27 protein-coding genes are annotated in these 26,724 nt (G+C 71.4%); 14 read left to right on the top strand and 13 right to left on the bottom strand.

The window, feature by feature from the left end:
- Positions 1-23: 23 nt before the first annotated feature.
- The 7 genes from AWQ71_RS00285 to AWQ71_RS00255 form a co-directional block, all read right to left on the bottom strand.
- Entirely contained in the window at positions 24-458 is a 435-nt protein-coding gene (locus tag AWQ71_RS00285) for a murein hydrolase activator EnvC family protein (RefSeq protein ID WP_245658039.1), read from the bottom strand.
- A 291-nt stretch (positions 459-749) separates the two neighbouring features.
- Positions 750-1,886, bottom strand: a complete 1,137-nt coding sequence (locus AWQ71_RS44240; RefSeq protein WP_281194900.1) for a tyrosine recombinase XerC — start codon at positions 1,884-1,886, stop codon at positions 750-752.
- A 48-nt stretch (positions 1,887-1,934) separates the two neighbouring features.
- Positions 1,935-3,137 (bottom strand): DNA-processing protein DprA, encoded by a 1,203-nt coding sequence (dprA, locus tag AWQ71_RS00275; protein ID WP_084258380.1) that lies wholly within the window; start codon positions 3,135-3,137, stop codon positions 1,935-1,937.
- The gene (locus AWQ71_RS00270; RefSeq protein ID WP_067124666.1) at positions 3,137-4,702 is read right to left on the bottom strand and encodes a YifB family Mg chelatase-like AAA ATPase; all 1,566 of its coding nucleotides are present in this window, start codon (positions 4,700-4,702) and stop codon (positions 3,137-3,139) included. The genes dprA and AWQ71_RS00270 overlap by 1 nt, the downstream gene beginning before the upstream one ends.
- A 1-nt stretch (position 4,703) precedes the next feature.
- Entirely contained in the window at positions 4,704-5,057 is a 354-nt protein-coding gene (locus AWQ71_RS00265) for a YraN family protein (protein ID WP_067124663.1), read from the bottom strand.
- A 131-nt stretch (positions 5,058-5,188) separates the two neighbouring features.
- Entirely contained in the window at positions 5,189-6,043 is an 855-nt protein-coding gene (locus AWQ71_RS00260; protein WP_067124660.1) for a bifunctional 5,10-methylenetetrahydrofolate dehydrogenase/5,10-methenyltetrahydrofolate cyclohydrolase, read from the bottom strand.
- On the bottom strand, positions 6,040-6,660 hold the full coding sequence (locus AWQ71_RS00255) for a cyclodeaminase/cyclohydrolase family protein (protein WP_067124653.1): 621 nt from the start codon (positions 6,658-6,660) through the stop codon (positions 6,040-6,042). The genes AWQ71_RS00260 and AWQ71_RS00255 overlap by 4 nt, the downstream gene beginning before the upstream one ends.
- Before the next feature lie 147 nt (positions 6,661-6,807).
- Here AWQ71_RS00255 and AWQ71_RS39725 point away from each other — a divergent pair, with 147 nt between their 5' ends.
- Complete coding sequence (locus AWQ71_RS39725) at positions 6,808-8,196, top strand: CoA transferase (protein ID WP_084258241.1); 1,389 nt, start codon at positions 6,808-6,810, stop codon at positions 8,194-8,196.
- On the opposite strand, the gene AWQ71_RS00245 is transcribed toward AWQ71_RS39725, so the two are convergent.
- Positions 8,087-9,385: an MFS transporter gene (locus tag AWQ71_RS00245; protein WP_084258239.1), complete on the bottom strand. Its 1,299-nt coding sequence runs from the start codon at positions 9,383-9,385 to the stop codon at positions 8,087-8,089. The two genes, AWQ71_RS39725 and AWQ71_RS00245, sit on opposite strands and share 110 nt — an antisense overlap.
- A 71-nt stretch (positions 9,386-9,456) precedes the next feature.
- Here AWQ71_RS00245 and AWQ71_RS00240 point away from each other — a divergent pair, with 71 nt between their 5' ends.
- From AWQ71_RS00240 to rlmN, 7 genes are all read left to right on the top strand, one after another.
- Positions 9,457-10,101, top strand: coding sequence for a winged helix-turn-helix domain-containing protein (locus AWQ71_RS00240; protein ID WP_067124644.1), 645 nt, complete (start codon positions 9,457-9,459; stop codon positions 10,099-10,101).
- A gap of 284 nt (positions 10,102-10,385) precedes the next feature.
- The gene (rpsB, locus tag AWQ71_RS00235; RefSeq protein ID WP_067124635.1) at positions 10,386-11,333 is read left to right on the top strand and encodes a 30S ribosomal protein S2; all 948 of its coding nucleotides are present in this window, start codon (positions 10,386-10,388) and stop codon (positions 11,331-11,333) included.
- A 154-nt stretch (positions 11,334-11,487) separates the two neighbouring features.
- On the top strand, positions 11,488-12,321 hold the full coding sequence (tsf, locus tag AWQ71_RS00230; RefSeq protein ID WP_067124633.1) for a translation elongation factor Ts: 834 nt from the start codon (positions 11,488-11,490) through the stop codon (positions 12,319-12,321).
- A 139-nt stretch (positions 12,322-12,460) separates the two neighbouring features.
- Entirely contained in the window at positions 12,461-13,159 is a 699-nt protein-coding gene (gene pyrH / locus AWQ71_RS00225) for a UMP kinase (protein WP_067125921.1), read from the top strand.
- A 9-nt stretch (positions 13,160-13,168) separates the two neighbouring features.
- Positions 13,169-13,726, top strand: coding sequence for a ribosome recycling factor (gene frr, locus AWQ71_RS00220; protein WP_067124630.1), 558 nt, complete (start codon positions 13,169-13,171; stop codon positions 13,724-13,726).
- A 132-nt stretch (positions 13,727-13,858) separates the two neighbouring features.
- A complete protein-coding gene (locus AWQ71_RS00215; RefSeq protein ID WP_084258237.1) occupies positions 13,859-14,755 on the top strand; it encodes a phosphatidate cytidylyltransferase in 897 nt (298 codons plus the stop codon).
- 214 nt (positions 14,756-14,969) lie between these two features.
- Complete coding sequence (gene rlmN / locus AWQ71_RS00210; protein WP_067124628.1) at positions 14,970-16,094, top strand: dual-specificity RNA methyltransferase RlmN; 1,125 nt, start codon at positions 14,970-14,972, stop codon at positions 16,092-16,094.
- A gap of 18 nt (positions 16,095-16,112) precedes the next feature.
- Here the strand turns inward: rlmN and AWQ71_RS00205 are convergent, their stop codons facing one another.
- Positions 16,113-16,775 carry a hypothetical protein gene (locus AWQ71_RS00205; protein WP_067124625.1) on the bottom strand — a complete coding sequence of 221 codons (663 nt, stop codon included), beginning with the start codon at positions 16,773-16,775 and terminating at the stop codon, positions 16,113-16,115.
- Positions 16,772-17,491: an ABC transporter ATP-binding protein gene (locus tag AWQ71_RS00200; protein WP_245658038.1), complete on the bottom strand. Its 720-nt coding sequence runs from the start codon at positions 17,489-17,491 to the stop codon at positions 16,772-16,774. The genes AWQ71_RS00205 and AWQ71_RS00200 overlap by 4 nt, the downstream gene beginning before the upstream one ends.
- A 137-nt stretch (positions 17,492-17,628) precedes the next feature.
- On the opposite strand from AWQ71_RS00200, the gene AWQ71_RS00195 reads away from it, so the two are divergent.
- Positions 17,629-18,495 (top strand): DivIVA domain-containing protein, encoded by an 867-nt coding sequence (locus AWQ71_RS00195; protein ID WP_157570117.1) that lies wholly within the window; start codon positions 17,629-17,631, stop codon positions 18,493-18,495.
- A gap of 80 nt (positions 18,496-18,575) precedes the next feature.
- Entirely contained in the window at positions 18,576-19,964 is a 1,389-nt protein-coding gene (locus tag AWQ71_RS00190) for a M1 family metallopeptidase (protein ID WP_067124616.1), read from the top strand.
- Between the two features lie 9 nt (positions 19,965-19,973).
- On the opposite strand, the gene AWQ71_RS00185 is transcribed toward AWQ71_RS00190, so the two are convergent.
- Positions 19,974-21,428, bottom strand: coding sequence for a PucR family transcriptional regulator (locus tag AWQ71_RS00185; protein ID WP_067124613.1), 1,455 nt, complete (start codon positions 21,426-21,428; stop codon positions 19,974-19,976).
- Positions 21,429-21,686: 258 nt separating this feature from the next.
- On the opposite strand from AWQ71_RS00185, the gene AWQ71_RS00180 reads away from it, so the two are divergent.
- The 4 genes from AWQ71_RS00180 (at position 21,687) to speB (ending at position 26,092) form a co-directional block, all read left to right on the top strand.
- Positions 21,687-22,484, top strand: coding sequence for an MHYT domain-containing protein (locus AWQ71_RS00180; protein ID WP_067124610.1), 798 nt, complete (start codon positions 21,687-21,689; stop codon positions 22,482-22,484).
- 384 nt (positions 22,485-22,868) lie between these two features.
- Positions 22,869-24,395, top strand: coding sequence for a purine-cytosine permease family protein (locus tag AWQ71_RS00175; protein WP_067124607.1), 1,527 nt, complete (start codon positions 22,869-22,871; stop codon positions 24,393-24,395).
- A gap of 44 nt (positions 24,396-24,439) precedes the next feature.
- Positions 24,440-25,138, top strand: a complete 699-nt coding sequence (locus tag AWQ71_RS00170; RefSeq protein ID WP_067124604.1) for a cyclase family protein — start codon at positions 24,440-24,442, stop codon at positions 25,136-25,138.
- 6 nt (positions 25,139-25,144) lie between these two features.
- Positions 25,145-26,092, top strand: coding sequence for an agmatinase (gene speB, locus AWQ71_RS00165; RefSeq protein WP_067124601.1), 948 nt, complete (start codon positions 25,145-25,147; stop codon positions 26,090-26,092).
- 13 nt (positions 26,093-26,105) lie between these two features.
- Here the strand turns inward: speB and AWQ71_RS00160 are convergent, their stop codons facing one another.
- Complete coding sequence (locus AWQ71_RS00160; protein ID WP_067124598.1) at positions 26,106-26,402, bottom strand: type II toxin-antitoxin system RelE family toxin; 297 nt, start codon at positions 26,400-26,402, stop codon at positions 26,106-26,108.
- Positions 26,399-26,683 (bottom strand): type II toxin-antitoxin system Phd/YefM family antitoxin, encoded by a 285-nt coding sequence (locus tag AWQ71_RS00155; RefSeq protein WP_067124595.1) that lies wholly within the window; start codon positions 26,681-26,683, stop codon positions 26,399-26,401. The genes AWQ71_RS00160 and AWQ71_RS00155 overlap by 4 nt, the downstream gene beginning before the upstream one ends.
- Between the last annotated feature and the right edge of the window lie 41 nt (positions 26,684-26,724).

Below are 26,724 nucleotides of genomic sequence, written 5' to 3'. Positions count from 1 at the left end.
CGGCTCCTGCGTCGCCTGAGGCCTCATGCGGCGGCCCGATCCGCGGTCGGTAGCAGGCGAACCTGGCCGAGTCCGAGCAGCAGGAGGGGGTCCAGGTAGGCGCTCCCGCGCAGCAGGCCCCAGTGCAGGCAGGGGACCGGGCAATGGCCGGGAAGATTCTCGGCGACGCCCAACGGGGTGCCGCTTTCCACGGCCTGGCCAGGGCGGACCGAGGCTCGGACAGGCAGGTACGTGGTTCGTAACCCGTCCGGGTGGATCACGGTCACGACTCCGCGCCCGGCCAGTTCGCCGGCGTATCCGACAACGCCTGGACCGGCGGAACGGACCGTCTCGCCGGGCAGGGCCTGGATGTCCACCCCGCGATGCCCGGCCAGCCACCGTTCCGGGGGTGGCTGGAACCGCCGGACCAGAACGGGGCGGCCCGACAGCGGCCACCGCCACCGGGGCGGGTCTCCCACGTCGCGAGCCGAGGCCGACCCCGGCGGCCGTGACCACGATGACCATGAGGGCGGCCACGGTGCGGATGAGGATGGTGCCCGCGACCACAGTGCCCGCGACCATGTCAGTGGCCGTGGCCATGGTGACCAAGGTGGCCATGACGGCGATGAGGACGACGGTGCCCACAGGAGAAGGGTCGTCATCACGGTCAGTAGGCGCATGGAAGCAGCGTGGCATCGGCATGTGCTGCCCTGTCCAGCCGAACCGCGTTCTGTGGACAACGCGGATATCGATGGCGTAGTCGCCGGCAGTCAGGCGCGGGGGTGGGCCTGCCGGTAGACCTTGCGCAGCCGTTCGATCGAGACGTGCGTGTAGATCTGGGTGGTGGCCAGGGACGCGTGGCCGAGCATCTCCTGGACGGTGCGCAGGTCCGCTCCGCCCTCCAGGAGGTGGGTGGCGGCGGTGTGCCGCAGTCCGTGCGGTCCCATGTCGGGGGCGTCCTCGAGCTCGGCGAGTCGAGCGTGCACGACCCTCCGGACAGTGCCCTGGTCGATCCGGCCGCCGCGCGCTCCGAGGAACAGGGCGGGTCCGCTGCCCTCGCGGAGCAGCGACGGCCTCCCGCGTACGCACCAGGCGTCCAGGGCGCGGAGGGCGGGCAGGCCGAACGGTACGACCCGCTCCTTGCGTCCCTTGCCGAGGACACACACGGTGTTGCGGCCGCGGTCCACGTCGTCCACATCGAGTCCGCACAGCTCGCCGACCCGCATGCCCGTGGCGTAGAGCAGTTCGAGCATCGCGATGTCCCGCAGCTCTTTGGGACCGTCGACGGCTCGGCGCGTCCCGGTTCGCTCCGCCTGCGGCGTCCCGCGATCTTCGCGGTTGCCAGTGCGGCGGACCCCCAGGACAGGCACCGACTCGTCGGCGGCCGGCTCCACGGACGCGGGGACGTGGGCGCCGCCGGGGGCTGTGGCGGGTGGGGAAGCGGCCGGCGGTGTCTCGGTGGGCGAGGACAGCCGTCCCCGGGTCGCGTCGTTCCGGTCCAGCAGCGCCCTGGCCTCGTCCTGATCGAGGACGACGGGCAGGCGACGGGGCGACTTGGCCGTGCCCAGGAGCAGGCCGGGGTCGGTCGCCGTCCAGCCACGGCGATGGCAGAAGGCGGTGAAGACGCGCGCGCAGGCGGAGCGACGTGCCAGCGTCGCTCGCGAGCGCCCGGCCTGATGCTGCCCGCCGAGCCACTCGCGAAGGACGGTGATGTCCAGAGCGTCGAGCGAGTCGTGTCCTGTCGCGCGGAGATGTCCGAGCAACGCGGTGACATCCCCCATGTACGCGCGAACGGTGTGCGGGGAGAGGTCCCGCTCCACCCGCAGGTGCCGTTCGAACTCGGCAAGCACGCTCTCGAACGCCCCGCTCGGGCTGGGGAGAGCACCGGATCTCGCGCCGTCGGCCATGCGGCTCATGGTAGACAGCCGCCCCGTCCGTGATCTCGGTCACCTGATTCATCCGTCCGGTTCGTGGCGCAGCCGCCAACCGCGGTCGCCGTGTTCCACGAAACCGGCGACGGCGAGCGCGCCGAGGCAGCTCAACGTGGTGGAGAGGTCCACTCCCGCGGAGACCGCGATCGCCGCGGGGCCGGTGCCCACGCGGGTGGGAACCGCTTCCAGCACCCGCCTGGTCTCGTCGTTCAGCGCATCTCGTGGATGGGCGGGGCCGCGCCGTACGAGGGCGAGGTCGCCGCCGATGGCCCCGACGAGTTCGGTGATCTCCTGCACCGAGGTCACGCACACGGCGCGTCCCTGCCGGATGAGATCGTGGCAGCCCTCGGACACCTCCACGGTGATCGGCCCGGGGACCGCCATCAGATGCCGGTTCAACTCGTTGGCGTGGGTCGCGGTGTTCAGCGCCCCGCTGCGGACGGCCGCCTGAACCACCACGGTGCCCCGGGACAGCGCGGCGATCAGACGGTTTCTGACCAGGAAGCGCGGCCGCGTCGGACGGGAGCCCATGGTGACCTCGCTGACCACCACGCCCTGGGACCGCACCACCTGGAACAGGTCCTGATGGGCCGTGGGGTAGCAGACGTCCGTGCCGCAGGCGAGGACGACGACGGTCGGCATCCCGCTCGCCAGCGCGCCACGATGGGCCGCCGCGTCGATGCCGTACGCACCGCCGCTGATCACGGTCCACCGCCTGTCTCCGAGCCCGGAGGCCAGCTCGGACGCCACCTGCACGCCGTACGCCGTGGCCGCCCGGGCCCCGACGATGGCGACGGAGCGAAGGCAGGCGAACCGCAGGTTGACCGTGCCGTGGAGCCACAGCCCGTACGGGCGGCGGTCGCCGAGGTCGTCGAGCTGGGTGGGCCACTCCGGATCGCCGGGAACGACCAACCGGGCGCCCTGCTCGCGCCCTTCGGCGAGGTCGCGAACGGGGTCGGCGTAGCGGGCCGCCCACGACGCGGCGAGCCGATCCAGCGCGGGCGGACGGCCCGCGGCCCGGGCACGGTTGATCTCCTCAGAGACGAACTCGGCGGCGAGGACGCCGCGGCGTGCCTGATCCGCCGCCGCCACGGCGCCGTAGCGCGCGATCAGCCTGCCCATCACCTGATCGCCGGGCTCGGCCATCCGCATGATGGCGACGCGGGCCAGGAGCTCCGCTTCCGGGACGTCGTCCGTCCGGACGTCGTGGGCGAGGTCGGCGACCATCAGTCCGCCCCCAGCCACATCGCGAGAGCGGCCGACGTGTCGGACTCGTCGGGGCGGTCCTTGCCCGCCAGATCGGCGATCGTCCAGGCCACCCGGAGGACTCGATCGACACCGCGAGCGCTCAGCGTGCCGAGATCGAGGCCCCTGTGCAGGGGGGTGAGCGCACTGACGGGCAGCCGGAAGTCGGTGTGCAGCGCCGCCGAGCCGACCTCCGCGTTGTTGCGCCAGGGCGTGCCCGCCAGGCGGTTGAGCGCCCGCTCGCGCGCCGACCGCACTCGCTCGGCGACGGTCGTGCTCGACTCGGCGACATGCCGGTCCGCCATCAGCTCGGCGCGGGTGGCGCGGGCGACCCGCACCTTCACGTCGATCCGGTCGAGCAGTGGACCCGAGAGCCTGGCCAGATAGCGCCTGCGTGCGGTGGGCGTGCAGCGGCAGCGGTGGCCGGGCATGCCCGCCGCGCCGCAGGGACACGGGTTGGCGGCGAGTACGAGCATGAACTGGGCGGGGAACGTCACCGTGCCGGCCGCGCGGGCCACCGTCACCTGGCCGGACTCGAGAGGCTGGCGCAGCGAGTCGAGGACGCCGGTCGAGAACTCCGGCGCCTCGTCCAGGAAGAGGACCCCCTGGTGGGCGAGGGACACCGCGCCGGGCCGTACGAGACCGCTGCCTCCGCCCACGACGGCCGCGACCGTGGCGGTGTGGTGCGGCGCCACGAAGGGTGGCCGGTCAAGCAACGGCCGGTCGGGCGGCAGCGTGCCCGCCACGGAGTGGATCGCCGTGACCTCCAGCGCCTGCGCGCGCTCCAGAGGCGGGAGGAGCGTCGGCAGCCGCTCGGCCAGCATGGTCTTGCCGGTGCCGGGAGGGCCGAGCATCCACAGGTTGTGACCGCCGGCCGCGCACACCTCCAGCGCCTTGCGCCCGGTGGCCTGGCCCGCGACGTCGCGGAGGTCGAGACGGGGACGGCCGTCTTCGCCGTCGCTCTCGCCCGCGCGCGGCGCGTCGCCGGGCGCCGGCGAGGGCCCCGCGATCGCCACCGGCAGCCGGCGCGGCTCGTCCTCGCGGAGCCGCTCCACCAGCTCGGCCAGGCTCTCCGCGGGCACCACGGTGAGCTCGGGGACGAGCGCCGCCTCGGTCGCGTTCAGCGCGGGCACGACGATCGTGCGGGCGCCGGCCCGCGCCGCGGCCAGGGCGGCGGGGAGCACGCCGCGCACCGGGCGGACCCTGCCGTCCAGTCCCAGCTCGCCGAGGAAGAACGGCTGGGCGATGCGGTGCGCGGGGACCGCCCCCGCGGCGCCGAGTACGGCGATCGCGATGGCGAGGTCGAAGATCGAGCCTCGTTTGGGGAGGCTGGCGGGGGACAGGCTGACGGTGATCCGCGCGTCCGGCCACCCGAAACGGCTGTTGAGCAGGGCGGACCTGACCCGGTCACGGGCCTCGCTGATGGCGGTGTCCAGCAGGCCGATGAGATGCGTTCCCGCCAGCCCGCGGCCGACGTCCGCCTCGACCTCGACCATGTGCCCGGTGACGCCGATCAGTGTGACGCACCGGGTGCGTGCCACGGCCATGTCAGACCACCCCGCGCTCGTGCCGGATGGCGAAGTCGCCGGCGAACCGCTCCAGGGCGATCACGTCAACCCGTACGGATTCGAAACGCTCGTCCTGCTCGGCCAGCCAGCGGGCGGCGAGTGCCCGCAGGCGGTGGAGTTTCGCCTGGCCGATCGCTTCATAGGCCGTGCCGTGGCTGCGCCCTGAGCGAGTCTTGACCTCGACGACGACCAGCGCGCGGCCGTCCCGCGCCACGATGTCGATCTCGCCGGCCTTGCACCGCCAGTTGCGGGCGAGGACGGAAAAGCCCCTGGATCTCAGAAACTCCGCGGCGAGCTCTTCGCCCTGCCTGCCCAGTTCGTCTTTGGCCGCCATGGGACCACCTCCGGTCCCAGACGTTCGCTCATCCGGGCCGGGCGCCGAGGGCGGCTAGGCCGATCTGTGGAAACTCCTCGGCCTGTGGACAACGGCTCGTCGAGTGGACAACGGCCCGTCCGGGGAGCGCGTCAAGCCCGTCGCAGGGCGCTCGCGGCCTGGACGGTGTGCGCCAGCAGGAGAGCGGTCGTCACCGGCCCCACGCCACCCGGCACCGGTGTCAGCGCCCCGGCCTTCTCGCCGGCGGAGGCGGCGTCCACGTCCCCGACCAGCCCGCCGTCCTCGGTGGGGTTGGTGCCCACGTCGACGACCACGGCGCCCGGCGCGACGTGGTCGGCCGTGATCAGCCCGATCCGGCCGGCCGCGGCCACCACTACGTCGGCCGCGGAGGTGACCGCCGCGAGATCCCTCGTACGAGAATGGCACACGGTCACCGTGGCGTTCCGGTCCAGCAACAGATGGGCGGCGGGTTTGCCCACCACGGTGGAGCGGCCCACCACAGCCACGTGCCGGCCGGCCAGGTCGACCCCGTGATGCTCCAGGATCCGTACGACGGCTTCGGCCGTCGCCGGGGCGAACGCGGGCAGACCGGCGGCCAGCCGCCCCAGGGAGAGGGGGTTGGCGCCGTCCACGTCCTTGTCGAAGCGGATCGCGAGCGCCATCTCCTGGGCGTCGACTCCCGGCGGCAGGGGGGTCTGCAGGATGATGCCGTGGACGCGATCGTCGGCGCTGAGGGCGTCGAGCGTGCGGCGGATCTCCGGGCCGGTCGCCTCCTGGCCGAGGTCCACGATGTCGCAGGTGATGCCCACCTGTTCGGCGGCACGCGCGATCGAGCGGACGTACCAGGCGCTGGACTCGTCGGCGGTGGCGACGACGACGGCGAGCGTCGGCGCGGTCCCGGCGGCGCTCAGTCGCGCGGCCTCGGCCGTGGTCTCGGACCTGATCGCGGCGGCGAGTTCCCTGCCGGAGAGGACGGCGGCGGTCACTTCGCGATCTCTTCGCGCACGGTGGCGGTCACCCGGTCGGCGCGGAGGGCGATGTCGTCGACCGTGGCGGCCTGGGCCGCCAACTCCGCCCGCGCCGTCTCGTCCTTGATGCCGCTGAGGTTGATCTCGACGTTCACCCGGGCGGTGGCCGCCGCCGCCCGCGCCGCCTCCGCGGCGGCGGCGATGTCGGTGACGACGTTGCGGTTGCCGATCGGGAGCAGCTCCTCGGCCAGCTCGACGACCGCCCGGGCGATGCCGATCACCTCGGCCGGCGGCCGGCCCGCTTCGATCAGGGCCGCCGCGATGGCGGCGGACCTGGCGGCTTTCGCCTCGTCGGTGTCCGTTGGCAGCTTGTACGCGTGGGTGACGGCGGTGAACGCGGCCGCGTCCTCCCCGGAGAGCCGCAGCGCCGCGTTCCGCAGGCTGTCCGTCTCGGCGATGACGCGTTCAACGGTCGCCCGGTGGTCGGCGTACTTCTCACCCGTGCTGTAGCGGGCCACCATCCCCAGCAGGGCGGCGGCGTGTGCGGCGTGCAGGGCGGCGACCGCCCCGCCGCCGGGAGCCGGTACGCGGTCGGCGAGCCGGGCCAGGAAGTCACTGATCTTCTCGTCGCGCATGAACGCTCGTCCTCCGTCAGGAATGGTCACCACGCGCGGCAAATCCTCCCACGTGCCGCTCGGCGGGCGACGACGACGGCCTCGCGCCGGGAGGAAGCAGGGAGGAAGCAGGGAGGAAACTGTCACGGACGGCCAGGAGGGGGTCAGGTGACGGAAAAGCTGATCGAAAGCCTCGGCGAGGAGGTCGGAGTCGACCTTCCCGATGTGCGGATCACGGGGGTGGAGCCCCGCCTGCCGTCGGTGTTCCGCGTCGCCACGGCCGCCGCCGTGAGCGTGGGGGCGGTCACCGCCGCGGTGGCGCGGTACGGCACGCGGCACGAGGCGCCGGAACGGACACCGCCGGAGGTGAGCGTCGACGTGCGGCACGCCGTCGCCGCGTTCATGAGCGAGCGGTGCTTCCGGATCGACGGCGAGAAGATCGGCCTGTGGGCGCCCCTGTCGGGCGACTACCGGACGTCCGGCGGCTGGGTCCGGCTGCACTGCAACTTCGACCACCATCGGGAGGCCGTGCTCCGGGCGCTGGGACTCCCGCCTGACGCTGACCGGGACGCGGTCTCCCGGGCCTGCGAGAGCCGTACGAGCGTGGAGATCGAGGACGCGGTGATCCGCGAGGGCGGGTGCGCGGCCGCCATGCGCAGCCGGAAGGAGTGGCTGGCCCACCCGCAGGCCGAAACGGTGGCCGGTACGCCGCTGGTGGCGCTCTCGCGCCTCGATTCCGCGGGGCCGTCTCCGGTCGGGACCGCACGCGCGGGCGGCCGGCCCCTGGACGGAGTACGGGTGCTCGACCTGAGCAGGGTGATCGCGGGTCCGGTCGCGGCGCGGATCCTGGCGGCGCACGGCGCGGAGGTGCTTCGCGTCGGGGCCGGGCACCTGCCCGAGGTGCCCGGGCTGGTGGTGGAGACCGCGTTCGGGAAGCGGTCCTGCCACATCGATCTGCGGGCTGAGGCGGACACGCTGCGCGAGCTGGTACGGCGGGCCGACGTGGTCATCCAGGCGTACCGTCCCGGCTCACTGGCCGAGCGGGGGTTCGGGCCGGAGGGGCTCGCCGGGCTGCGGCCGGGCGTGGTGTGCGTCGAGCTCTCCGCGTACGGATCGCGCGGCCCGTGGGGGCGGCGCAGGGGGTTCGACAGCCTGGTTCAGATGGTGTCCGGCATCGCCCACGAGGGTGGCGACGGGACCCGCCCGTCTTCTCTGCCGTGCCAGGCGCTCGACCACGCCACCGGGTACCTGGCCGCCTTCGGCGCCGTGGCCGGGTTGCTCCGCCGTGGAGGCGAGGGGGGTTCCTGGCGGGTGGAGCTGTCTCTCGCCCGGACCGCGCGGTGGCTGGACGGACTCGGCAGGACCGACCGCGCCGAGTCCGCCGGCGGCGATCCGGGGTTCGGGGTGGGCGATCTCCTGGAGAGCGTGGACAGCGCGTTCGGCCGGCTCACGTACGTGCGGCCTCCGGGTCGGATTGACGGTGCGGAGCCGTACTGGGCGAGTCCTCCGCCGCGGCCCGGCGAGCACCCCGCCGAATGGGCGACAGCCACAGGCTGACGATGCAGAGCAGCGATCCGGCCGCGCAGATCCAGAGTGCGGGACGCAGGCCGAGCAGCTCACCGAGCACGCCTCCGAGAATGCCGCCGAGGGCCATCACTCCCTGGGTGGCGAAGTTCGTCGTGGCGTTGACCCGGCCGAGCAGCCCGTCGGGCGCCTCCCGCATGGTGACCGAGCCGGAGCACACGCTGTAGGCCACGACGGCCACACCGGTGATCACCTCGGCTCCGGAGATCTGGCAGATGGCGAGCCAGAGCGGGCCGCCGGCCCCCGCCGTCGCGGCGAACCCGAGAGGGAAGAAGAGCACGGAGCCGAGGAGCACCTTGTTCTCGCCGAACCTGGCGGTCAGCCGGGGTGCGAGCATGGCGCCGATCAGGCCGCCCACGCCGAAGCCGATCGCCGCGACCCCGACCAGAGGCGCGGGCAGTCCCAGGATGTTCACCGCGAAGAGGACGAAAAGGGCCATCTGGGCCGCGCCGAGCACGTTCACGATCATGCCGGTGAGGCAGAGCGCGCGCAGGATGGGGTGGTGCACCAGGACGCGCAGGCCCTCGCCGATCTCCCGGCCCAGCCCGCGCTTCACGGCCGCGGCGCCGTTCTCAGGCGTCCGGATGGCCCGCAGGCAGACGGCGGACACCAGGAACGTGACCGCGTTGACCACGACCGCGACGGGCGCGGTGAGCAGGGCGACCAGCATGCCCGCCAGACCGGGCCCGCCCATCTGGGCGACGGAGAAGACCGACTGGAATCCCGCGATGGCCGCGGTCCGCTGCGGTTCGGCGACCACGGTGGCGAGGTGCGGCGTGTTGAAGGTGCGGAACACCACCGTGCACATGCCGATCGTGAACGCGACGGCGATCAGCCAGGGGATGGTCAGCAGCCCGGCGAGCCAGGCGAGCGGCACCGACAGCGCCGCGAGGCCGGAGAGCAGCTCGCAGGCGACCATCACGGGCCTGCGGCGGGCCACGCGATCCGCCATCGCGCCGGACGGCAGGCCGACCAGCAGGAACGGGAACGTCGAGGAGGCTGCGAGCACGCCCATCTGGATCGGGGACGCGTCCAGCGTCACGGCGGCCGTGAGCGGTACGGCCAGCTTGGCGATCTCGCTCCCGGTCTCGGAAATGGCGCGGGCGGACCAGAGGAGCCGGTAGTCCCGTTGACGGCGGAGGGGGATCAGGGGAGTCGTCACAACTATGAAGGTAATACTTCATAACTGTGAAAGCAATACTTCATATCATCCGGGGCGGTAGGTTCGAAGGCATGGCGAGCTCATGGCCGGAGGGGTCCCGGCAGGTCACCGATGTCCGTGTGTTGCGGGCGCTGGCGCATCCCGCGCGGCTGGCCATCCTGAGTCGGCTTCAGACGGAGGGCCCCGCCACCGCGACCGAGTGCGCTGAGGTCGCCGGGCTGTCCCCGAGCGCCTGCAGCTACCACCTGCGGCAACTGGCCAAGCACGGGCTGGTCGCCGACGCGCCTCCGCGGGGGGACGGCAGAGAGCGCGTCTGGCGGGCGCTCCAGCCCGGCTGGGGGTTCAAGTCGTCGGACCAGGAGACCCCCGATCTCGTCGAGGCGCAGAACGCCGTGATCGACGCGGTCCTGGCGGAGGCGAACCAGCGGCTCGGCGACTACTTCGCCCAGTCGGACCGCGAGCCTCCGGAGTGGAGGACCGCCGCCTGGCTCACCCACGCGGTGCTGCGGGTGGACGCCGAAGAGCTGCGGGAGCTCGCGGAGCGGATCAACGCGTTGATCGATCCCTACCGCGTGGCCGAGCGCTCCGCCGAGGACGCGCCGGCCGGCGCCCGGCTCGCGGAGCTCCACCTCCGGATGTTCCCCAGAGCGCCCCGCAGGCAGCCGTCGCAGGCCGCCCCGCCCCCCGGCGGCGAGGAGGGTCAGGAGCCCTCCTGACACGCGGGAACGGGTGCTCGCGCCCCTGTCGCAGAGCCGGTCGCGCGAGGGGCGATTCGCTCGCGATCGCCCAGGGTGACGGTGTTCGGGACGGTCAAGTCCCCGGTCATCCGAAGGGACGGATCCAGGTAGACTGTTCGACGGCCTGCGGCATGCGGGCCGAATACGCACGCCCATTCATGAGTTGTCCCATCGGTCCGGTTCTTCCGGCTGGAACGACTCAGGGCGTCAGGGCGGGGGCGGTTGGGCTCCCGCACGGAACCGAGTTCTGGAGGACCATCACCATGGCTCCTGTCGTAACCATGCGACAGCTGCTCGAGAGCGGCGTTCACTTCGGCCACCAGACCCGTCGGTGGAACCCGAAGATGAAGCGCTTCATCTTCACCGAGCGCAACGGCATCTACATCATCGACCTGCAGAAGTCGCTCTCGTTCATCGACCGGGCGTACGACTTCGTGAAGGAGACCGTCGCGCACGGCGGCTCCATCATGTTCATCGGCACGAAGAAGCAGGCTCAGGAGTCCATCGCCGAGCAGGCCTCGCGCGTCGGCATGCCGTACGTGAACCAGCGCTGGCTCGGCGGCATGCTCACCAACTTCTCCACCGTGCACAAGAGGCTTCAGCGTCTGAAGGAGCTCGAGGAGCTCGACTTCGACAACGTGGCCAGCTCGGGGCTCACCAAGAAGGAGCTCCTGATGCGCCGTCGTGAGAAGGAGAAGCTGGAGCGCACGCTCGGCGGCATCCGGGACATGGCCCGCGTCCCCAGCGCCATCTGGATCGTGGACACCAAGAAGGAGCACATCGCGATCAGCGAGGCCAAGAAGCTTGGCATCCCGGTCGTCGCGATCCTGGACACCAACTGCGACCCCGACGAGGTCGACTACCCGATCCCGGGTAACGACGACGCCATCCGCGCCGTCAGCCTCCTCACCCGCGTCATCGCCGACGCGGTCGCCGACGGCCTCATGACCCGCGCCGGCGCCGGCCGCGGTGACGAGAAGCCGGCGGGCGTCGCCGCTGCCGAGCCGCTGGCCGAGTGGGAGCGCGAGCTCCTCGCCGGCTCCGGTGAGAGCGCCGAGGCTCCGGCCGAGGCCGCCGCCGAGACCCCGGCCGCCGAGACCCCGGCCGCCGAGACCCCGGCCGCCGAGGCTCCGGCCGCTGAGGCTCCGGCCGAGGCCGCCGCTGAGGCTCCGGCCGCCGAGGCCCCGGCCGAGGGCGAGCAGCAGGCCTAGTTCCGGCTCGGTACGGCCCCGCCGTACGGCGCCGAAGGCTCCACAGGGTGGGCGTGTCCGACGGACGCGCCCACCCCGTCCACGAGACAACTGATCTCACGCCGACTCTGGGATCAGGAACGACTTCCCATCAGGGTTCCGAAGAGGAAAAAACATGGCTTCCGTGAACATGGCCGACGTCAAGCGGCTTCGCGAGCTGACCGCCGCCGGCATGATGGACTGCAAGAAGGCGCTCGAGGAGTCCGAGGGCGACTTCGATCGCGCCGTCGAGATCCTGCGCCTCAAGGGCGCCAAGGATGTCGGCAAGCGCGAGGCCCGCACCGCCTCCAACGGGCTCGTCGCCCTCAAGCAGGAGGGCGACACCGCCGCCGCTCTGCTTGAGCTCAACTGCGAGACCGACTTCGTGGCCAAGGGTGAGCGCTTCCAGGAGCTCGCCGCCGAGGTCGTCGCGCACATCCTCGCCACCCGGCCGAGTGACGTCCCGACCCTGCTCGAGTCGGAGCTGAGCGGCAAGAGCGTCAAGGAGCTGCTCGACGAGGCCAACGCCGCGCTCGGCGAGAAGATCGAGATCCGTCGCTTCTCGGTGCTGGATGGCGGCTACGTCGGCGCCTACATGCACAAGACCGACCCGCAGCTCCCGCCGGCGGTTGGCGTGCTCGTCCAGCTCGACGCCCCGAACGCGGACGTGGCCAAGGACATCGCCCAGCACGCTGCCGCGATGGCTCCCAAGTTCCTCAGCCCGGACGAGGTTCCGGCCGACGTCATCGCCAAGGAGCGCGCGCTCTTCGAGGAGATGACCCGCGAGGAGGGCAAGCCCGAGGCCGCCATCGCCAAGATCGTCGATGGCCGGGTCAACGGCTGGTACAAGGACTTCACCCTGCTGCAGCAGGCGTTCGTGAAGGACAACAAGAAGAGCGTGGGCAAGTACGCCGATGAGGCGGGCGTGAAGGTCCTGGCCTTCACCCGCTACAAGGTCGGCCAGGCTTAGGCTAGGGACACGACCCAGAAAAGCCAGGAGCTAATTGACCCGCAGAACCATCGAGGAGGCCGCCGTCGTGCAGGAGAACATTCAACCCGCTACGCCGGCGGCTTCGTCGCAGCACGGCCCGTTGCGCTGGAAGCGGGTGATGCTGAAGCTGTCAGGTGAGGCGTTCGCCGGAAGCGAGTCTCTCGGAATCGATCCGGCCGTGGTCGCCCAGCTCGCCGACTCCATCGCCGAGGCCGTCCGCGAGGGCGTCCAGGTCGCGGTGGTCGTCGGCGGGGGCAACATGTTCCGGGGCGCGGCCCTGTCGGAGCGCGGCATCGACCGCGGCCGGGCCGACTACATGGGCATGCTCGGCACCGTGATCAACTGTCTCGCTCTGCAGGACTTCCTGGAGAAGCGCGGCATCGACACCCGCGTGCAGACGGCGATCACGATGCAGCAGGTCGCCGAGCCGTTCCTGCCGCGCCGCGCGATCCGGCACCTTGAGAAGGGCCGAGTGGTCATCTTCGGCGCCGGACTCGGGTCCCCGTTCTTCTCCACGGACACCTGCGCCGCGCAGCGCGCCCTGGAGGTCGGCGCCGAGGCGCTGCTCAAGGGCACCCAGGTTGACGGAGTGTACGACTCCGACCCGCGCAAGAACCCCGACGCCGTCCGGTTCGACCAGCTCGAATACGGCGAGGTGCTGACGCGGGGGCTCGGAGTCATGGACGCCACCGCGATCAGCCTGTGCATGGACAACGGCCTGCCCATCGTGGTCTTCGACCTGATGGGCGACGGGAACATCCTGCGGGCGGTCCGCGGTGAGAAGATCGGCACGCTGGTGAGTCCGGCAGGGAAATAGGGAGCCGCTGTGATCGACGAAACCCTCCTCGAGGCCGAGGAGAAGATGGACAAGGCGGTAACGGTCGCCAAGGAAGACTTCGCGGGCATCCGCACCGGCCGTGTCGCGCCCTCGATGTTCAACAAGATCAACGTGGACTACTACGGATCGCCGACCCCGATCCAGCAGCTCGCGTCGTTCCACGTTCCCGAGGCCCGCATGGTCCTCATCCAGCCCTACGACAAGGGCGCGATGACCTCGATCGAGAAGGCCATCCGGGACAGCGACCTCGGTGTCAACCCCGGCAACGACGGCGCCGTGATCCGCGTCGTGTTCCCCGAGCTGTCGGAGGACCGCCGCAAGGAGTACATCAAGGTCGCCCGGAACAAGGCCGAGAACAGCAGGGTCTCCGTGCGGAACATCCGCCGCCACGCCAAGGAAGTCCTCGACAAGCTGGTCAAGGACGGCGAGGCCGGTGAGGACGAGGTCCACCGCGCGGTGAAGGAGCTCGACGACCTGACCCAGAAGCACGTCGCCAAGATCGACGAGCTGCTGAAGCACAAGGAAGCCGAACTGCTGGAAGTCTAGGCATCGCCTGGGCACAGCCGTGATCCTTGTGCCGTGCTGTTCCCGCGAACAGCGCGGCACAGGGATCACGTGTATAGGGAGTAGAACGCGTTGGACGGAACGGCTGCTGGCGACCGAGGATCGGCCGAGGACATGAGCGCCTCCTCCAGCGACGGTCGGAACACGCCGCGGAACGGGTCTCCCGGCGGCTCGCCCAGCGGATCCGCGCCCGCACCGGGCGGCGGCCGCACCGGGCGCAACCTGCCGGTCGCGGTCGCGGTCGGCCTGGCGCTCGGCGCGCTGGTCATCGGCTCGCTGTACGTCGTCAAGGTGGTCTTCCTCGTCGTGCTCGCGGCGGCCGTGGGGCTGGGCGTCCACGAGCTGGTCCGGACACTCGCCGTCCGCGACGTGCGCGTTCCGCTCATCCCGCTGCTCGCCGGTACGGTCGCCATGCTGGGTGGCGCGTACTGGGGCGGGCCGGTGTCCCTCGTCGGCGCTTTCGCGGTGACCGTGATGGTGCTGCTGGTCTGGCGCATGTTCCAGGGCATCGACGGCTATGTCCGCGACGCCACCGGCAGCGTGTTCGTCGCCGTCTATCCGTCGTTGCTGGCCGGGTTCGTTCCGCTGCTGCTCGTCCCGGAGGACGGCCCGCACCGCGTGATCATCTTCATCGCTGTCACGATCAGCAGTGATATCGGGGGATATTTCGCGGGAATTCTCTTCGGCAAGCACAAGATGTCGCCGGTCGTCAGCCCGAAGAAGACCTGGGAGGGCTTCGCCGGCTCCGCCATCGCCTGCGTGGTGGTGGGTGCGCTGCTCGTCCACTTCCTGATCGACGGGGCGTACTGGCAGGGCGCGGTGCTGGGCGCGGTGGCGGTGGTCTGCGCCACCCTGGGCGACCTGATCGAGTCCGTGATCAAGCGGGACCTCGGCATCAAGGACATGGGCACGTTGCTGCCCGGCCATGGCGGCGTGATGGACCGGCTCGACTCGCTGCTCTTCACGCTGGTCCCCATATGGCTGCTGCTGCAGCTGTTCGTCCCCGCCTGACGGAGATCCGCCCGGCGGTTCCGCGTCACCCCCGCAGGTAAGCTACGAGGACGCCCGGCGACGGCCGTTCCGCACGCGGCCTCCCCCTGACGGGAGCATCCCGAGGCGTCGCCCGGCGTCCTGGCCGGGGCCGCCGTGCCGTACGCCCCGAGGGGTCCCCGCGGGTCGCCCGGGGTCCGGCGGACGAGACGAACGAGAGATCGGAAGTGACCGCGTGAGCGAGCCGCAGAGCAGGAACGCCGCCCAGCTCACCCTCGTGGCACCGCGCCGCGCCAAGCCGCAGCGCCATCTGGCCGACATGACCATGGCCGAGCGCCGCGCCGCGGTCGCCGAACTGGGCGAGAAGCCGTTCCGCGCCGACCAGCTCTCCCGGCACTACTTCGCCAAGCTGACCGCGTCGCCCGAGCAGATGACCGACCTGCCGGGAGGTGTCCGCGAGCGGCTGGTGTCCCAGCTCATGCCGTCGCTGCTGACCCCCGTACGCGAGATCACCTGTGACGGGGGCACGACCCGCAAGACGCTGTGGCGGCTGTTCGACGGCTCGCTGGTCGAGTCGGTGCTCATGCGCTATCCCGACCGCGCCACGATGTGCGTCTCGTCCCAGGCCGGATGCGGCATGAACTGCCCGTTCTGCGCCACCGGGCAGGCGGGCCTCACCCGGAACATGTCCACCGCCGAGATCGTCGAGCAGGTCGTCGCCGGAGCCCGCGAGCTCGCGGCGGGCGAGGTGCCCGGCGGCCCCGGACGGGTGAGCAACATCGTCTTCATGGGCATGGGCGAGCCGATGGCGAACTACAAGGCCGTCATCGGCGCGGTCCGCCGGTTCGTCGACCCCTCACCGGAAGGGCTCGGCATCTCCGCGCGCGGCATCACCGTCTCGACCGTGGGCCTGGTGCCGGCGATCGAGAAGCTGGCGGGCGAGGGACTCCCCGTCACGCTCGCGGTGTCCCTGCACGCTCCCGACGACGAGCTGCGCGACACCCTGGTGCCGATCAACACCAGATGGAAGGTCGCCGAGGTGCTCGGCGCGGCCTGGGAGTACGCCGCCAAGACCAAGCGCCGGGTGTCCATCGAATACGCGCTGATCAAGGACGTCAACGACCAGGAGTGGCGGGCCGACCTGCTCGGCCGGCTGCTCAAGGGCAAGCTCGTGCACGTCAACCTCATCCCGCTGAACCCGACGCCGGGCTCGAAGTGGACCGCCTCCCGCCCCGAGGACGAGCGCGCGTTCGTCCGCAGGCTGGAGTTCCACGGGGTGGCGGTCACCGTGCGCGACACCCGCGGACGCGAGATCGACGGCGCCTGCGGGCAGCTCGCCGCCGCCGCTCCCGAGGCCTGACCCCGGTCCCGAGGCCCGTCAGGGCCGCGTACGGCGCAGCCTGCCGTACGCGGCGAGGCCGATCAGCGGCCACAGCAGCGACCACGCGGCGAGAGCGGGGAAGTGGGCGAGCAGTTCGCCCTGGTGTGCCTCCCGCATCCACAGCATGAGCGGGACCGTGAGCCAGGGCAGCCCGGTCAGGCTGAGCAGCAGCACCGCGAGATAACCGAGGAGCAGCGCCAGGGTCGATGCCGCCGGCGAGCTGAGGACGGGACGGCTCGTCAGCGCGCCCAGCGTGGTGCCGACCAGGATGGCGATCAGGTGCAGTCCGATGCCCGCCAGCACCGCGGCGACCTCCGGCCGGGCCGACAGGCGCAGGGTGAGCACGGCGAACGAGATCGCCGCCAGCCCGGCGTTGAAGATCCACGCCGCGCCGAGCCCGACGACGGCCTCGCGGCGGCCGACGGCCGTGATGGCGATCATCCGCTGTTCGTCCGGCTCGTTGTCCAGGAGCCCGCGGGCCGCCCAGGCGAAGACCGGGATCAGGATGGCGGCCGAGTCGGCCATGGCTCCCAGCTCAGCGCCGGGGGGCAGCGGGGCCCCGTACAGGATCGCCAGGAGGACCAGCAGGCCGATGAGCGGCTGGAACGCCCGATGGGAGCGTACGTAGGCGGCGAGCCGGAACCGGGTCAGGGCGATCACTCCGCCACCTCCGCCTCTGAGATCCGTACCGTGTGACCCTCTCCGCGCAGGCGGTCTGCCAGCTCGCGGGCCCGGGAGAGCGTGACGACGACCTCAAGGATCGTCACGGCCTCGGGGGGACCGGAGTCCGCCGGATCGTCCGGCTCCGCCCCCGCGACCTCGGGAGCGACCTCGCGGGCCGTGGTCCCGCCCACCTCGATGCGACGCAGATCGGGAAAGCCGCGCAGGTCGCCCTGGTGGTCGCTGACGACCACCAGGCCACCGCGCTCCGCCACCTCGCGGATGATCAGGGGGAGCTCCGCGCGGGTCGCCGCGTCCAGGCCGGCGAACGGCTCGTCGAGGATGAGCAGCCCCGGCCCGCCGAGCAGCGCCTGGGCCAGCCCGACCTTGTGCGCGCTGCCCTTGGACAGGTCGGCCAGCCGATGGCCCAGGAGATGGTCCATGCCGAGCCGTTCGGCCCACGTCTGCACCGCGCCGGGGTCGGTTCGGCGGATGCGCGCCATGTGCCGCAGATAGTCCGCCACGGTGAACGGCTGGTCCACGGGGAAACGCTCGGGGGCGTAGCCGACGACGTCCGGGCGCTCGGAGATCGTGCCGTCGACGGGACGCAGCAGCCCGGCCAGTAACCGCAGGAGTGTGGATTTGCCCGCCCCGTTGCGTCCCACGATCTCGGTCACATCTCCGCGCGCGAAGGCCAGATCCACGTTGGAGAGCACCCAGGGAGCCCTCCGCCGATATCGGAAGGACAGATTTGAGACGCGCATAGGGTTCGCAGCCTATCCCGGCTCGCGCGGCCTTCCCGGTACGTCCACAATGGACAGGGTTTGGCGTGCCGGACCCCGGGAGGACATGCGTGAACCGCTTTCCACGTGTCAGGGGAGTTCGTCTGGGTTATGACCCCGGCCAGGTGGACGAGCTCGTCCGGCGGATCGAGGGCACGCTGGGCCGTACCGATCTGGACGGCCCGCCGATATCGGCGGACGAGATCCGGTCGGCGGTCTTCCGGGTCAAGCGCGGCGGCTACAACGAGACGGCGGTCGACTTCGCGCTCGACGCCTTCATCGTCGCCGTGGAGGCGCTTTCGGGCCGTCCCGCGCACAGCGACGGCGCGGACCGCTCCGGTGATCCGGAGACGCGTCCAGATCGCCCGTCCTCCGATCCGGCCCTCGCCGGCACGGAGGCCGCGAGCACGGACCCGGTGCCTGCGGAAACGGACCCGGTGCCTGCGGAGACGGAGCCAGTGTCCGTGGAAACGGCCCCTGTGGTCGCGGAAACGACCCCCGTGCCTGTGGAAACGGAGCCTGTCTCCACGGAAACGGAGCCCGGGGACGCGGGGGCCGTGGGCGGGGCGAGTCCGGTGGACACGACCGCCGACGTCGCGTCGTCCGATGTCGTGTCGTCCGATGCGGCCGCCGCCGACGGGGAAATCCCGGAGGCGATCCCCGCCGCTCCCGGCGACGGGGATTTCGCGCTCCAGGTGGAGCGCGTCGAGCGGGTGGCGTTCCGGCCGGGACGGCTCGGCATGGGCTACGTCGAGGACGAGGTCGACGCGTTCCTCGATCGTGTGGTGGCGACCCTGCGCGGCACCGCCGACCGGCCGGTGACGGCAGAAGAGATCAGGAAGGCGACGTTCGCCACGGTCGTCTTCAAGACGGGCTACGCCATCGCCGACGTGGACGCGTTCCTCGCCGAGATCGCCGGCGTCCTGGACCAGCGCTGACAGAGCGGTTCGGGCGTCCGGAGAACGTGGCTTGGTCGCTATGTGACCAAGAGGTACCGCCATATAGCACCATAGGGCGCATGCTGCACAGAAGATCCCCTCTCGCGGCGATCGCCGCCGCGGCCGGCCTGGCCCTGATCGCCCCCACCGCGGCGCACGCGGACACGTTCACCCCCGGCTCGTCCGGGATCGGCGACCCGTACTTCCCGCACGCGGGCAACGGCGGGTACGACGTGGCGCACTACGACATCGCGCTGCGGTTCAGCCCGAAGACCCGCAAGCTGAGCGCCACGACGACGATCACCGCCACGGCCGTCCAGGGCCTGTCCCGCTTCAACCTCGACTTCTCCGGTCCGAAGATCAAGAAGGTGGAGGTGAACGGCAAGAAGGCCGCGTACACGCGCAAGGGCCAGGAGCTCGTGGTGACCCCGGCGAGCGGCCTGCCCTCGGGCGAGAAGTTCACCGTCAAGGTGTCCTATGCCGGCAAGCCGCGCGCCATCAACGACAAGGCGCTCGGCAAGGAGGGCTGGATCAACACCAAGGACGGCGCGGTCGTCCTCTCGCAGCCGGACGGCGCGCGGAGCTGGTTCCCGGCCAACGACAGCCCGGCGGACAAGGCGACGTACACGTTCACCGTCACGACTCCGGTGGGGGTGACGGTCCTCGCGAACGGCGAGCCCAAGCACTCCGGCATCTCGTCCGTACGCGGCGGCTGGACCACGGTGAAGTGGGAGATGAAGGAGCCGATGGCCACCTATCTGGCCACGGTGGCGATCGGCAAGTTCAAGGTCACCGAGAGCACCGTGGGCGGCGTGCTGAACATCACCGCCTACGACCCGTCGGTGGCGAAGAAGTCGAAGCACCTGCACCGGACCACGGCCAAGGTCGTCGGGTGGGGGTCGAAGCTCTTCGGCGACTACCCCTTCGCCTCAACGGGAGGGATCGGCGACAAGGTCAACGTCCAGTACGCGCTGGAGACCCAGGGACGGCCGGTCTACGACGGCGGCCCGTCGAACGACCTGGAGGTCGTGCACGAGCTGGCCCACCAGTGGTTCGGCAACAGCGTCGGCCTGCGGAGCTGGAAGGACATCTGGCTCAACGAGGGCTTCGCCAGCTACGCGGAGTGGCTGTACGAGGAGCAGCACGGCGGCCCCTCGGCGCAGAAGACGTTTGCGGGCCTCTACAAGAACAAGAGCGGGTTCTGGAAGATCAAGACCGGCGACCCGGGCATGAAGAACATGTTCGACTGGGAGGCCGTCTACCAGCGCGGGGCGATGACCCTGCACGCGCTGCGCAAGAAGATCGGCGACGAGACGTTCTTCTCGCTCCTGAAGACCTGGGCGGAGCGCAACCGTCACGCGACCGTCGTCACCCGGGACTTCATCGACCTCGCCGAGGAGATGTCCGGGAAGGACCTCGACCCCCTGTTCGACGCCTGGCTGTACAGCTCGAAGAAGCCCGCCCTCTGACGGCGGAGGTCAGGGGATGCGGCCGAGCTGCTGGGCGGCGCGGATGGCCAGCCACACCTCGGCGAATTCGCCGGTCGCGGTCAGGTCGCGGCCGGTCAGCGCGCTGAAGCGGCGCAGCCGGTACGACAGCGTGTTGGGGTGGATGTGCAGCGCCCGCGCGGCGTCGTCGGTGCGCCGGTCCCGCTCCATCCACGTCTGTACCGAGGCGATCAGCTCGGACCCGTGCGCGGCGTCGTACCGCAGCGCGTCGCCGAGCACGTGCTCGACCAGGCCGGCCAGCACGCCCGGGTCCTCCGGCAGCCACCGGCCGGTCGTGTCGTCGCCGTACGACACGAGGGGCTGGCCGGACTCGGCGGCGCGGGCGGCGGCCCACCGCGCCTCCCGCTGGGCGACCTTGAGCGAAGAGCCCGGCGGAAGGGGACGGCTCGCGCCCGCCGCGACACCGGGGATCTCGCGCAGCGGCGCCGGGTCGTGCGCGAGCACGTAGAGGTCGGGGTGGAGCCCGAGCATCAGGTGGGGGTGCTCGTCGAGGGCCCGGACGACCGCGTCCTCGTCGACGTTCCTGACCACCAGGAGCACCACGTCCCGGTCGGGTGACATCCCCATCCGGGTCAGCCTGCGCCGCGCGGTGGCCGGGTCCAGCACGTCCTGGAGCAGCTCGGCCAGGGTTTCCGCGCCCTGGCGGCGCAGTGTCTCGCGCTCGTGGCGCACCATGGCGACCTGCAGCGCCGCGACCGTGGCGATGTGCTGGACGACGGCCAGCCCGGCGGGCCGGGCCCCTTCGCGTTCGAAGGCCACGAGGAAGCCGGCCGGGCCGCCGGGGGCGTTCACGGGGACCGCGAAGCCGCCGGGGATGGTCGGCGGGGCGTCCACGGACGGCGGCAGCGACGCGATGTCCGGCGGGACGGGCACACCGGGCAACAGCGGCCGCCCCTGCGGGGTGCTCAGGTAGACGTCGTATCCCGACAGCCGTTCCAGCCGCCGGAAGAGCTGCGCGGGATCGAGCCGTTCGGCGGCCAGCCAGCGCAGCGCGCCGAACACCTGCAACTGCGCGCCGAGCCGCTGCCGGGCGTCCTCCTGCACCGCCGCGGCCACCTCCTGCGCGACGGCGATGAACGGCACGGCCAGCGGGACCTCCAGGACCGGGAAGCCGCGCTCCTCGGCCGCGGCGAAGAAGGCCGGGTGGAGTGGCGGCACGTGGAGCCCGGCGCTCAGCGCGAGGGCGGCCACGCCCGCGTCGTCGAGCCGGTGCAGATACGCCCGCTGCCTGGCGCCGCCGCGGGGGACGCCGATGCCGGTGGTCATGATGACCTCCGAGCCGAGCAGCCAGGGCGTCGGGTCCTCCAGCTCGCTCACGTGCGCCCACGAGACCGAGCGGTCGAGGCCGCGTTCACCGGCCAGCACCCGGAGCTGGAGGGCGGGGAAGCGGACCAGGTCCTCCACCGTCAGCTTGTTGTCGCCCACAACTCCACGCTAGTTCTCCGTGGCCGCGCGACACCCCGCGGGTGCCGTCCTGACGGGGCGCGTGGCCACGCCCGGGGCTCCGACAAAATGCAAAATCGCGCTCCATATTGTCAGTGAATTCGCCTGTGCGCCCCTTCTGAAGCGCGAAACGCCGCCAGAAATGGCATTTTTCGGGGGGTAAACGGCGACCCGGTGATCAGGTGCCGGCCGGGCCCTCGCCATCATGTCGCCGATGATCTCCCTGAAATGAGTACTTTCGTGTCGAACATTGATCTTTTCTCGCATGGCTTCATTACGCCCGCCCTGGCGTACGTGATGTCCGTGCTCGGCTCGCTGATCGGCCTGTTGATGGCGGGGCGGGCGCGTTCCGTCGCGGGCATGTCGCGGTTGTGGTGGCTGGCCGGAGCGGCGTTCGCGGTCGGCGGGACCGGTGTCTGGGTCATGCACTTCGTCGGGATGCTGGGCGTACGGGTCGAGGGCACCCCGATCCGCTACGACGTGGCCCTGACGGTCCTGTCCGCGCTGGTGGCGATCGTGGCCGCCGGGGCCGGTCTGGCCTGCGCGTTCCTCGGGGGAGGTCGGGGCGGCGCGCTGGCCGCGGGCGGCCTGCTGGCCGGGCTCGGCGTGGCGGGCGCGCAGCACATCGGCATGAAGGCGATGACGATGTCGGCGGAGGTGAGCGCCAACCCGGTGTTTCTCGCCGTCTCCGTGCTCGTCGCCGTGGCGGCGGCCTTCGTCGTCCTCCGGTCGGCCCGGCGCGCGCGGGGCCCGGTTCCGGTCATCGGCTCCGCCCTGGTGGCGGGTCTCCTGCTGAACGGCATGCACTACGCGGGCATGCTGGCGCTGAGCGTCCAGCCCGTGGAGCCGCAGGCCGCGCTGGCGGGCGCGCAGGCGGTGGACTTCCTGCTCCCCCTGATGGTCGGCGTCGGCCTGCTCACCATCGCCCTGCTCCTGGCGGTGTTCCTGTCGCCGTCGTCGCACGAGCTGCGCGAGGAGGCGGAGCTGGAGGCGATGATCGCGTCCCGCCGGGCGCGCAACGCCGACTGGATGAGCTGACCTCCCGGCGCCCTTTTCCGCCCGCCCGCGGCCTTCCACGGCGGGCGGGCGGAAAAGGGAACGAGGAGGCAGAAGTTATTACAGTTCGTCATGTTGAAAAAGAGAAGCCCGGTCGCCTCGACGAGAAAGGCGACCGGGCTTTCGCGTGAGTTATCTCATAGTCGTGGAACGCCGCCGGCGAATCGCGAGTGCTTCCACCCCGGTTCCCCGAAGGTAGCGTCGAATGGCGGGTCCAGCATCCCGGGCCCCTTGTCGTGGGCCACAACCCGCGCGGCGCTTCTCCGTGTCTGCCCCAATTGTCGTCGAGGTCGGGTTCGCCGAAACTTGCTGGGATTACCACGCTGACCAGGAACCTCGCGTCCTGCAACCCTCAGAGGAGAAGCCGTGGCCGAGGCGCCGCCCATCACCGAGATCGAGACATACGGGGTCGAACGCATCCCGGACGCCGACCGCACGGCGCGGCCACTTGACCTCTTCCGGGTGGCGTTCGGCGGTGCGAACACCTTCGCCACCTGCGTGCTCGGCGCGTTCCCCATCCTGTTCGGGTTGTCGTTCTGGCAGGGGCTCGCGGCGACGCTGCTCGGCCTCTTCGTCGGCGCGCTGCTGCTCGCGCCGCTCTCGGTCTTCGGACCGACGAACGGCACCAACAACGCCGTCTCCTCCTCGGCGCATCTCGGCGTGCACGGCCGGGTGGTCGGCTCCTTCCTGTCCCTGCTCACCGCGATCGCGTTCTTCTCGATCTCGGTGTGGTCCTCCGGCGACGCCCTGGTCGGCGGCGCGAACCGGCTCGCGGGCCTGCCCGACACCGACCTGACCTACGCCGTCGCGTACGGCGTCTTCGCCGCGCTCGTGCTCACGGTCTGCGTGTACGGCTTCCGCTTCATGCTCTTCATCAACAAGATCGCGGTGGTGGCGGCCTCGGCGCTGTTCGTCCTCGGCGTCGTTGCCTTCGCGGGTGACTTCGACCCGTCGTACCCCGGGACGTTCGCGTCCACGGCCGATCCGATGTTCTGGCCGTCCTTCATCGGCGCGGCGCTGATCGTGCTGTCGAACCCGGTCTCGTTCGGTGCGTTCCTGGGGGACTGGTCGCGGTACATCCCCGCCTCGACCCCGCGCAAGCGCGTGATGACCGCCGCGTTCCTCAGCCAGATCGCGACCGTGCTGCCCTTCTTCTTCGGCCTGTCCACCGCGTCGATCATCGCGACCAAGGCCGCGCCGTACCTGGACCCGGCGGCGCCGAACTACGTCGGCGGCCTGCTCGCGATCGCCCCCGCGTGGTATTTCCTCCCGGTCTGCCTCATCGCACTGATCGGTGGCATGTCCACCGGCACCACCTCGCTGTACGGCACCGGCCTGGACTTCTGCAGCGTCTTCTCCCGGTTCAGCCGGGTGCAGGCGACCGTGTTCATCGGCACGCTGTCCATCGTCTTCATCTTCATCGGCCGGTTCGCCGCGAACCTGACCACCAGCATCTCGACCTTCGCCACGCTCATCATCACCTGCACCGCGCCCTGGATGGTGATCATGATCCTGGGCTACGTCACCCGGCGCGGCTGGTACGACCCGGACGCGCTGCAGGTCTTCAACCGGCGGCAGAGCGGCGGCCGCTACTGGTTCACGCACGGCTGGAACTGGCGCGGCATGACCGCCTGGCTCGGCTCGGCGCTCACGGCCGTCCTGTTCACCAACATCCCCGGCCAGTTCGTCGGGCCGTTCGGCGAACTCGCCGGCGGCATCGACATCTCGCTGCCGCTCGGCCTCGCGCTCGCCGTGCTCCTCTACCTCGGCCTGCTCTTCGTCTTCCCCGAGCCGCGCGCGGTGTACGGCCCGGCCGGCCCGCGTCTGGTGCGCGCGGCCGACACGCCGGTGCCGCCTATCGTGGAGGCCGGCGCGGCCCTGGCCGAGGCGTAGGGCGTGTCGCCGCATCAGGCACAGCCGCCGCCCGGGGAGACAGCATGATCATCGATCTGTCGGTGCCGATCGAGACCGGCATGCCGGTCTATCCCGGCGACCCGGAGGTGGAGGTCCGGGCCGCGCTCACCGTGGCGGCCGAGGGCGTCAACGTCCTCGGCCTGCATCTCGGGTCGCAGTCGGGCACCCACGTGGACGCGCCGTACCACGTCGGCGACGGGCTCCCCACCCTCGACGAGCTGCCGCTCGACCGCTTCGTCGGCCCGGCGGAGGTCGTCGACGCGCGCGGCCTGCCTCCCCGCTCCCCGATCCCCGCCGCCCTCGTGGCCCCGCGGCTCCGGGCCGGGACGATCCTGCTGATCGCCACCGGCTGGGCGTCGCTGTGGGGGAGCGAGGACTACCTCGCGCACCCGTACCTCACCCGGGAAGCGGCCGAACTGATCGTCGAGGCGGGCATCCGGACCGTCGGGATCGACGCGCTGAGCGTGGACCCCACCCCGGCGGAGGACTTCCCCGCCCACCGCGTGCTGTGCGGCGCGCACGCCGTCATCGCCGAGAACCTGCGGCACCTCGACCGGCTCGTGGACCACCAGGGGGCGGGCCACGAGATCGAGGTCTCCCTGCTGCCGCTGCGCCTGCGCGGCGCGGACGGTGCGCCCGTACGCGCCGTGGCACGGGTGAGACCGCGCGTGCCACATGCGCCGCATGACACCTGTTCCGACCCCATCCTGCGAAAGGACTGACCAAGAATGACCGAGCCTCGGGGGCCCGTCGACTCCTCCCGCGTCCCGCGCTTCGCCGGCCCGGCGACCTTCGCCCGGCTGCCCCGCCTGGACGAGGTGGACCGAGCCGACGTGGCGGTCGTTGGCGTCCCGTTCGACACCGGCGTCTCCTACCGTCCCGGCGCGCGGTTCGGCCCCTCGGCGGTCCGCGAGGCCAGCCGCCTGCTGCGGCCCTACCACCCCGGCCTGGACGTCTCGCCGTTCGCCACCCAGCAGGTCGCCGACGCCGGCGACATCGCCTGCAACCCCTTCAACATCAACGAGGCCGTCGAGACCATCGAGGAGGCCGCCTCCGCCCTGGCCGCGGACGGCACGCGGCTGGTCACCATCGGCGGCGACCACACCATCGCGTTGCCGCTGCTGCGCGCCGCCGCGCGCCTCCACGGCCCGATCGCGCTGCTGCACTTCGACGCCCACCTCGACACCTGGGACACCTACTTCGGCGCCGAGTACACCCACGGCACGCCGTTCCGGCGCGCGGTGGAGGAGGGCATCCTGGACACCGAGGCGCTCAGCCACGTCGGCACCCGGGGCCCGCTGTACGCCAAGAAGGACCTCGACGACGACCGGCGGATGGGGTTCGGCGTCGTGACCAGCGCCGACGTGATGCGGCGCGGCGTGGACGAGGTGGTGGACGCGCTGCGGCAGCGGATCGGGCAGCGGCCGCTCTATCTGTCGATCGACATCGACGTGCTCGACCCGGCGCACGCGCCCGGCACCGGGACGCCGGAGGCGGGCGGGCTGACCAGCCGCGAGCTGCTGGAGATCCTGCGCGGCCTGGCCGGGGCCAACCTGGTCGGCGCGGACGTGGTGGAGGTCGCCCCGGCCTACGACCACGCCGAGATCACCTCGGTCGCGGCCTCGCACGTCGCCTACGACCTGGTCAGCCTCCTCGCCCTCAACAAGACGTCCTGAGCGGATGACGGTGTCAGACGCGGTAGACGTCCGACCGGTGGTCGATGCGGACGACGTGGACGAGGCCCTTGTCGTCGTCCACCGAGTAGACGACCCGGTACGCTCCACGCCTGGCGGAGAGAAGCCCCACGAGCTTTCCACGCAGCGGCTTTCCCAAGCGGTACGGATCGTCGAGTAGCGGTCCCGAGAGGAACTCCGCCACGGCGGCGGCCGCAGAGAGGCTTAAGCCATTCGGCGGCCCGGTTTCCAGTTTCCGGGCCGCCGACGCGGCGAGGCGTATCTCGTATCGGGTCGCGTCGGCGGATGTCATCTCTCCGCTTCCTTGCGGCGGGCGATGATCTCCGCGATGCCCGCCGCGTCGACTGCGTCTCCCCGGGAGATCTCCTCCTGGGCGGCGCGGATTTCAGCCAGGGCGCCGGGGGTGCTGAGGACGTCGAGAGTCTCTTCCAGAGCGTCGAGGTCCTCGGCCGAGATGAGAACCGCCGAAGGGCGGCCATGACGGGTGATGGTGACGCGGTCATGCGTGCGCTCGACCTGATCGACCAGTGCCGACAGGGCGTCGCGCGCCTCGCTGAGAGGCAGTTTCGTCATGTGCTCAGTCTAGCCAGAATTCTCGCCAAATCCCGGCCGGC

It is taken from the genome of Microtetraspora malaysiensis (assembly GCF_001528665.1).
In the GTDB taxonomy this organism is placed as follows: Bacteria; Actinomycetota; Actinomycetes; order Streptosporangiales; family Streptosporangiaceae; genus Microtetraspora_A; species Microtetraspora_A malaysiensis.
The sequence above is the reverse complement of the archived record's forward strand: the minus strand, read 5'-3'. Positions and strand labels throughout refer to the sequence as shown.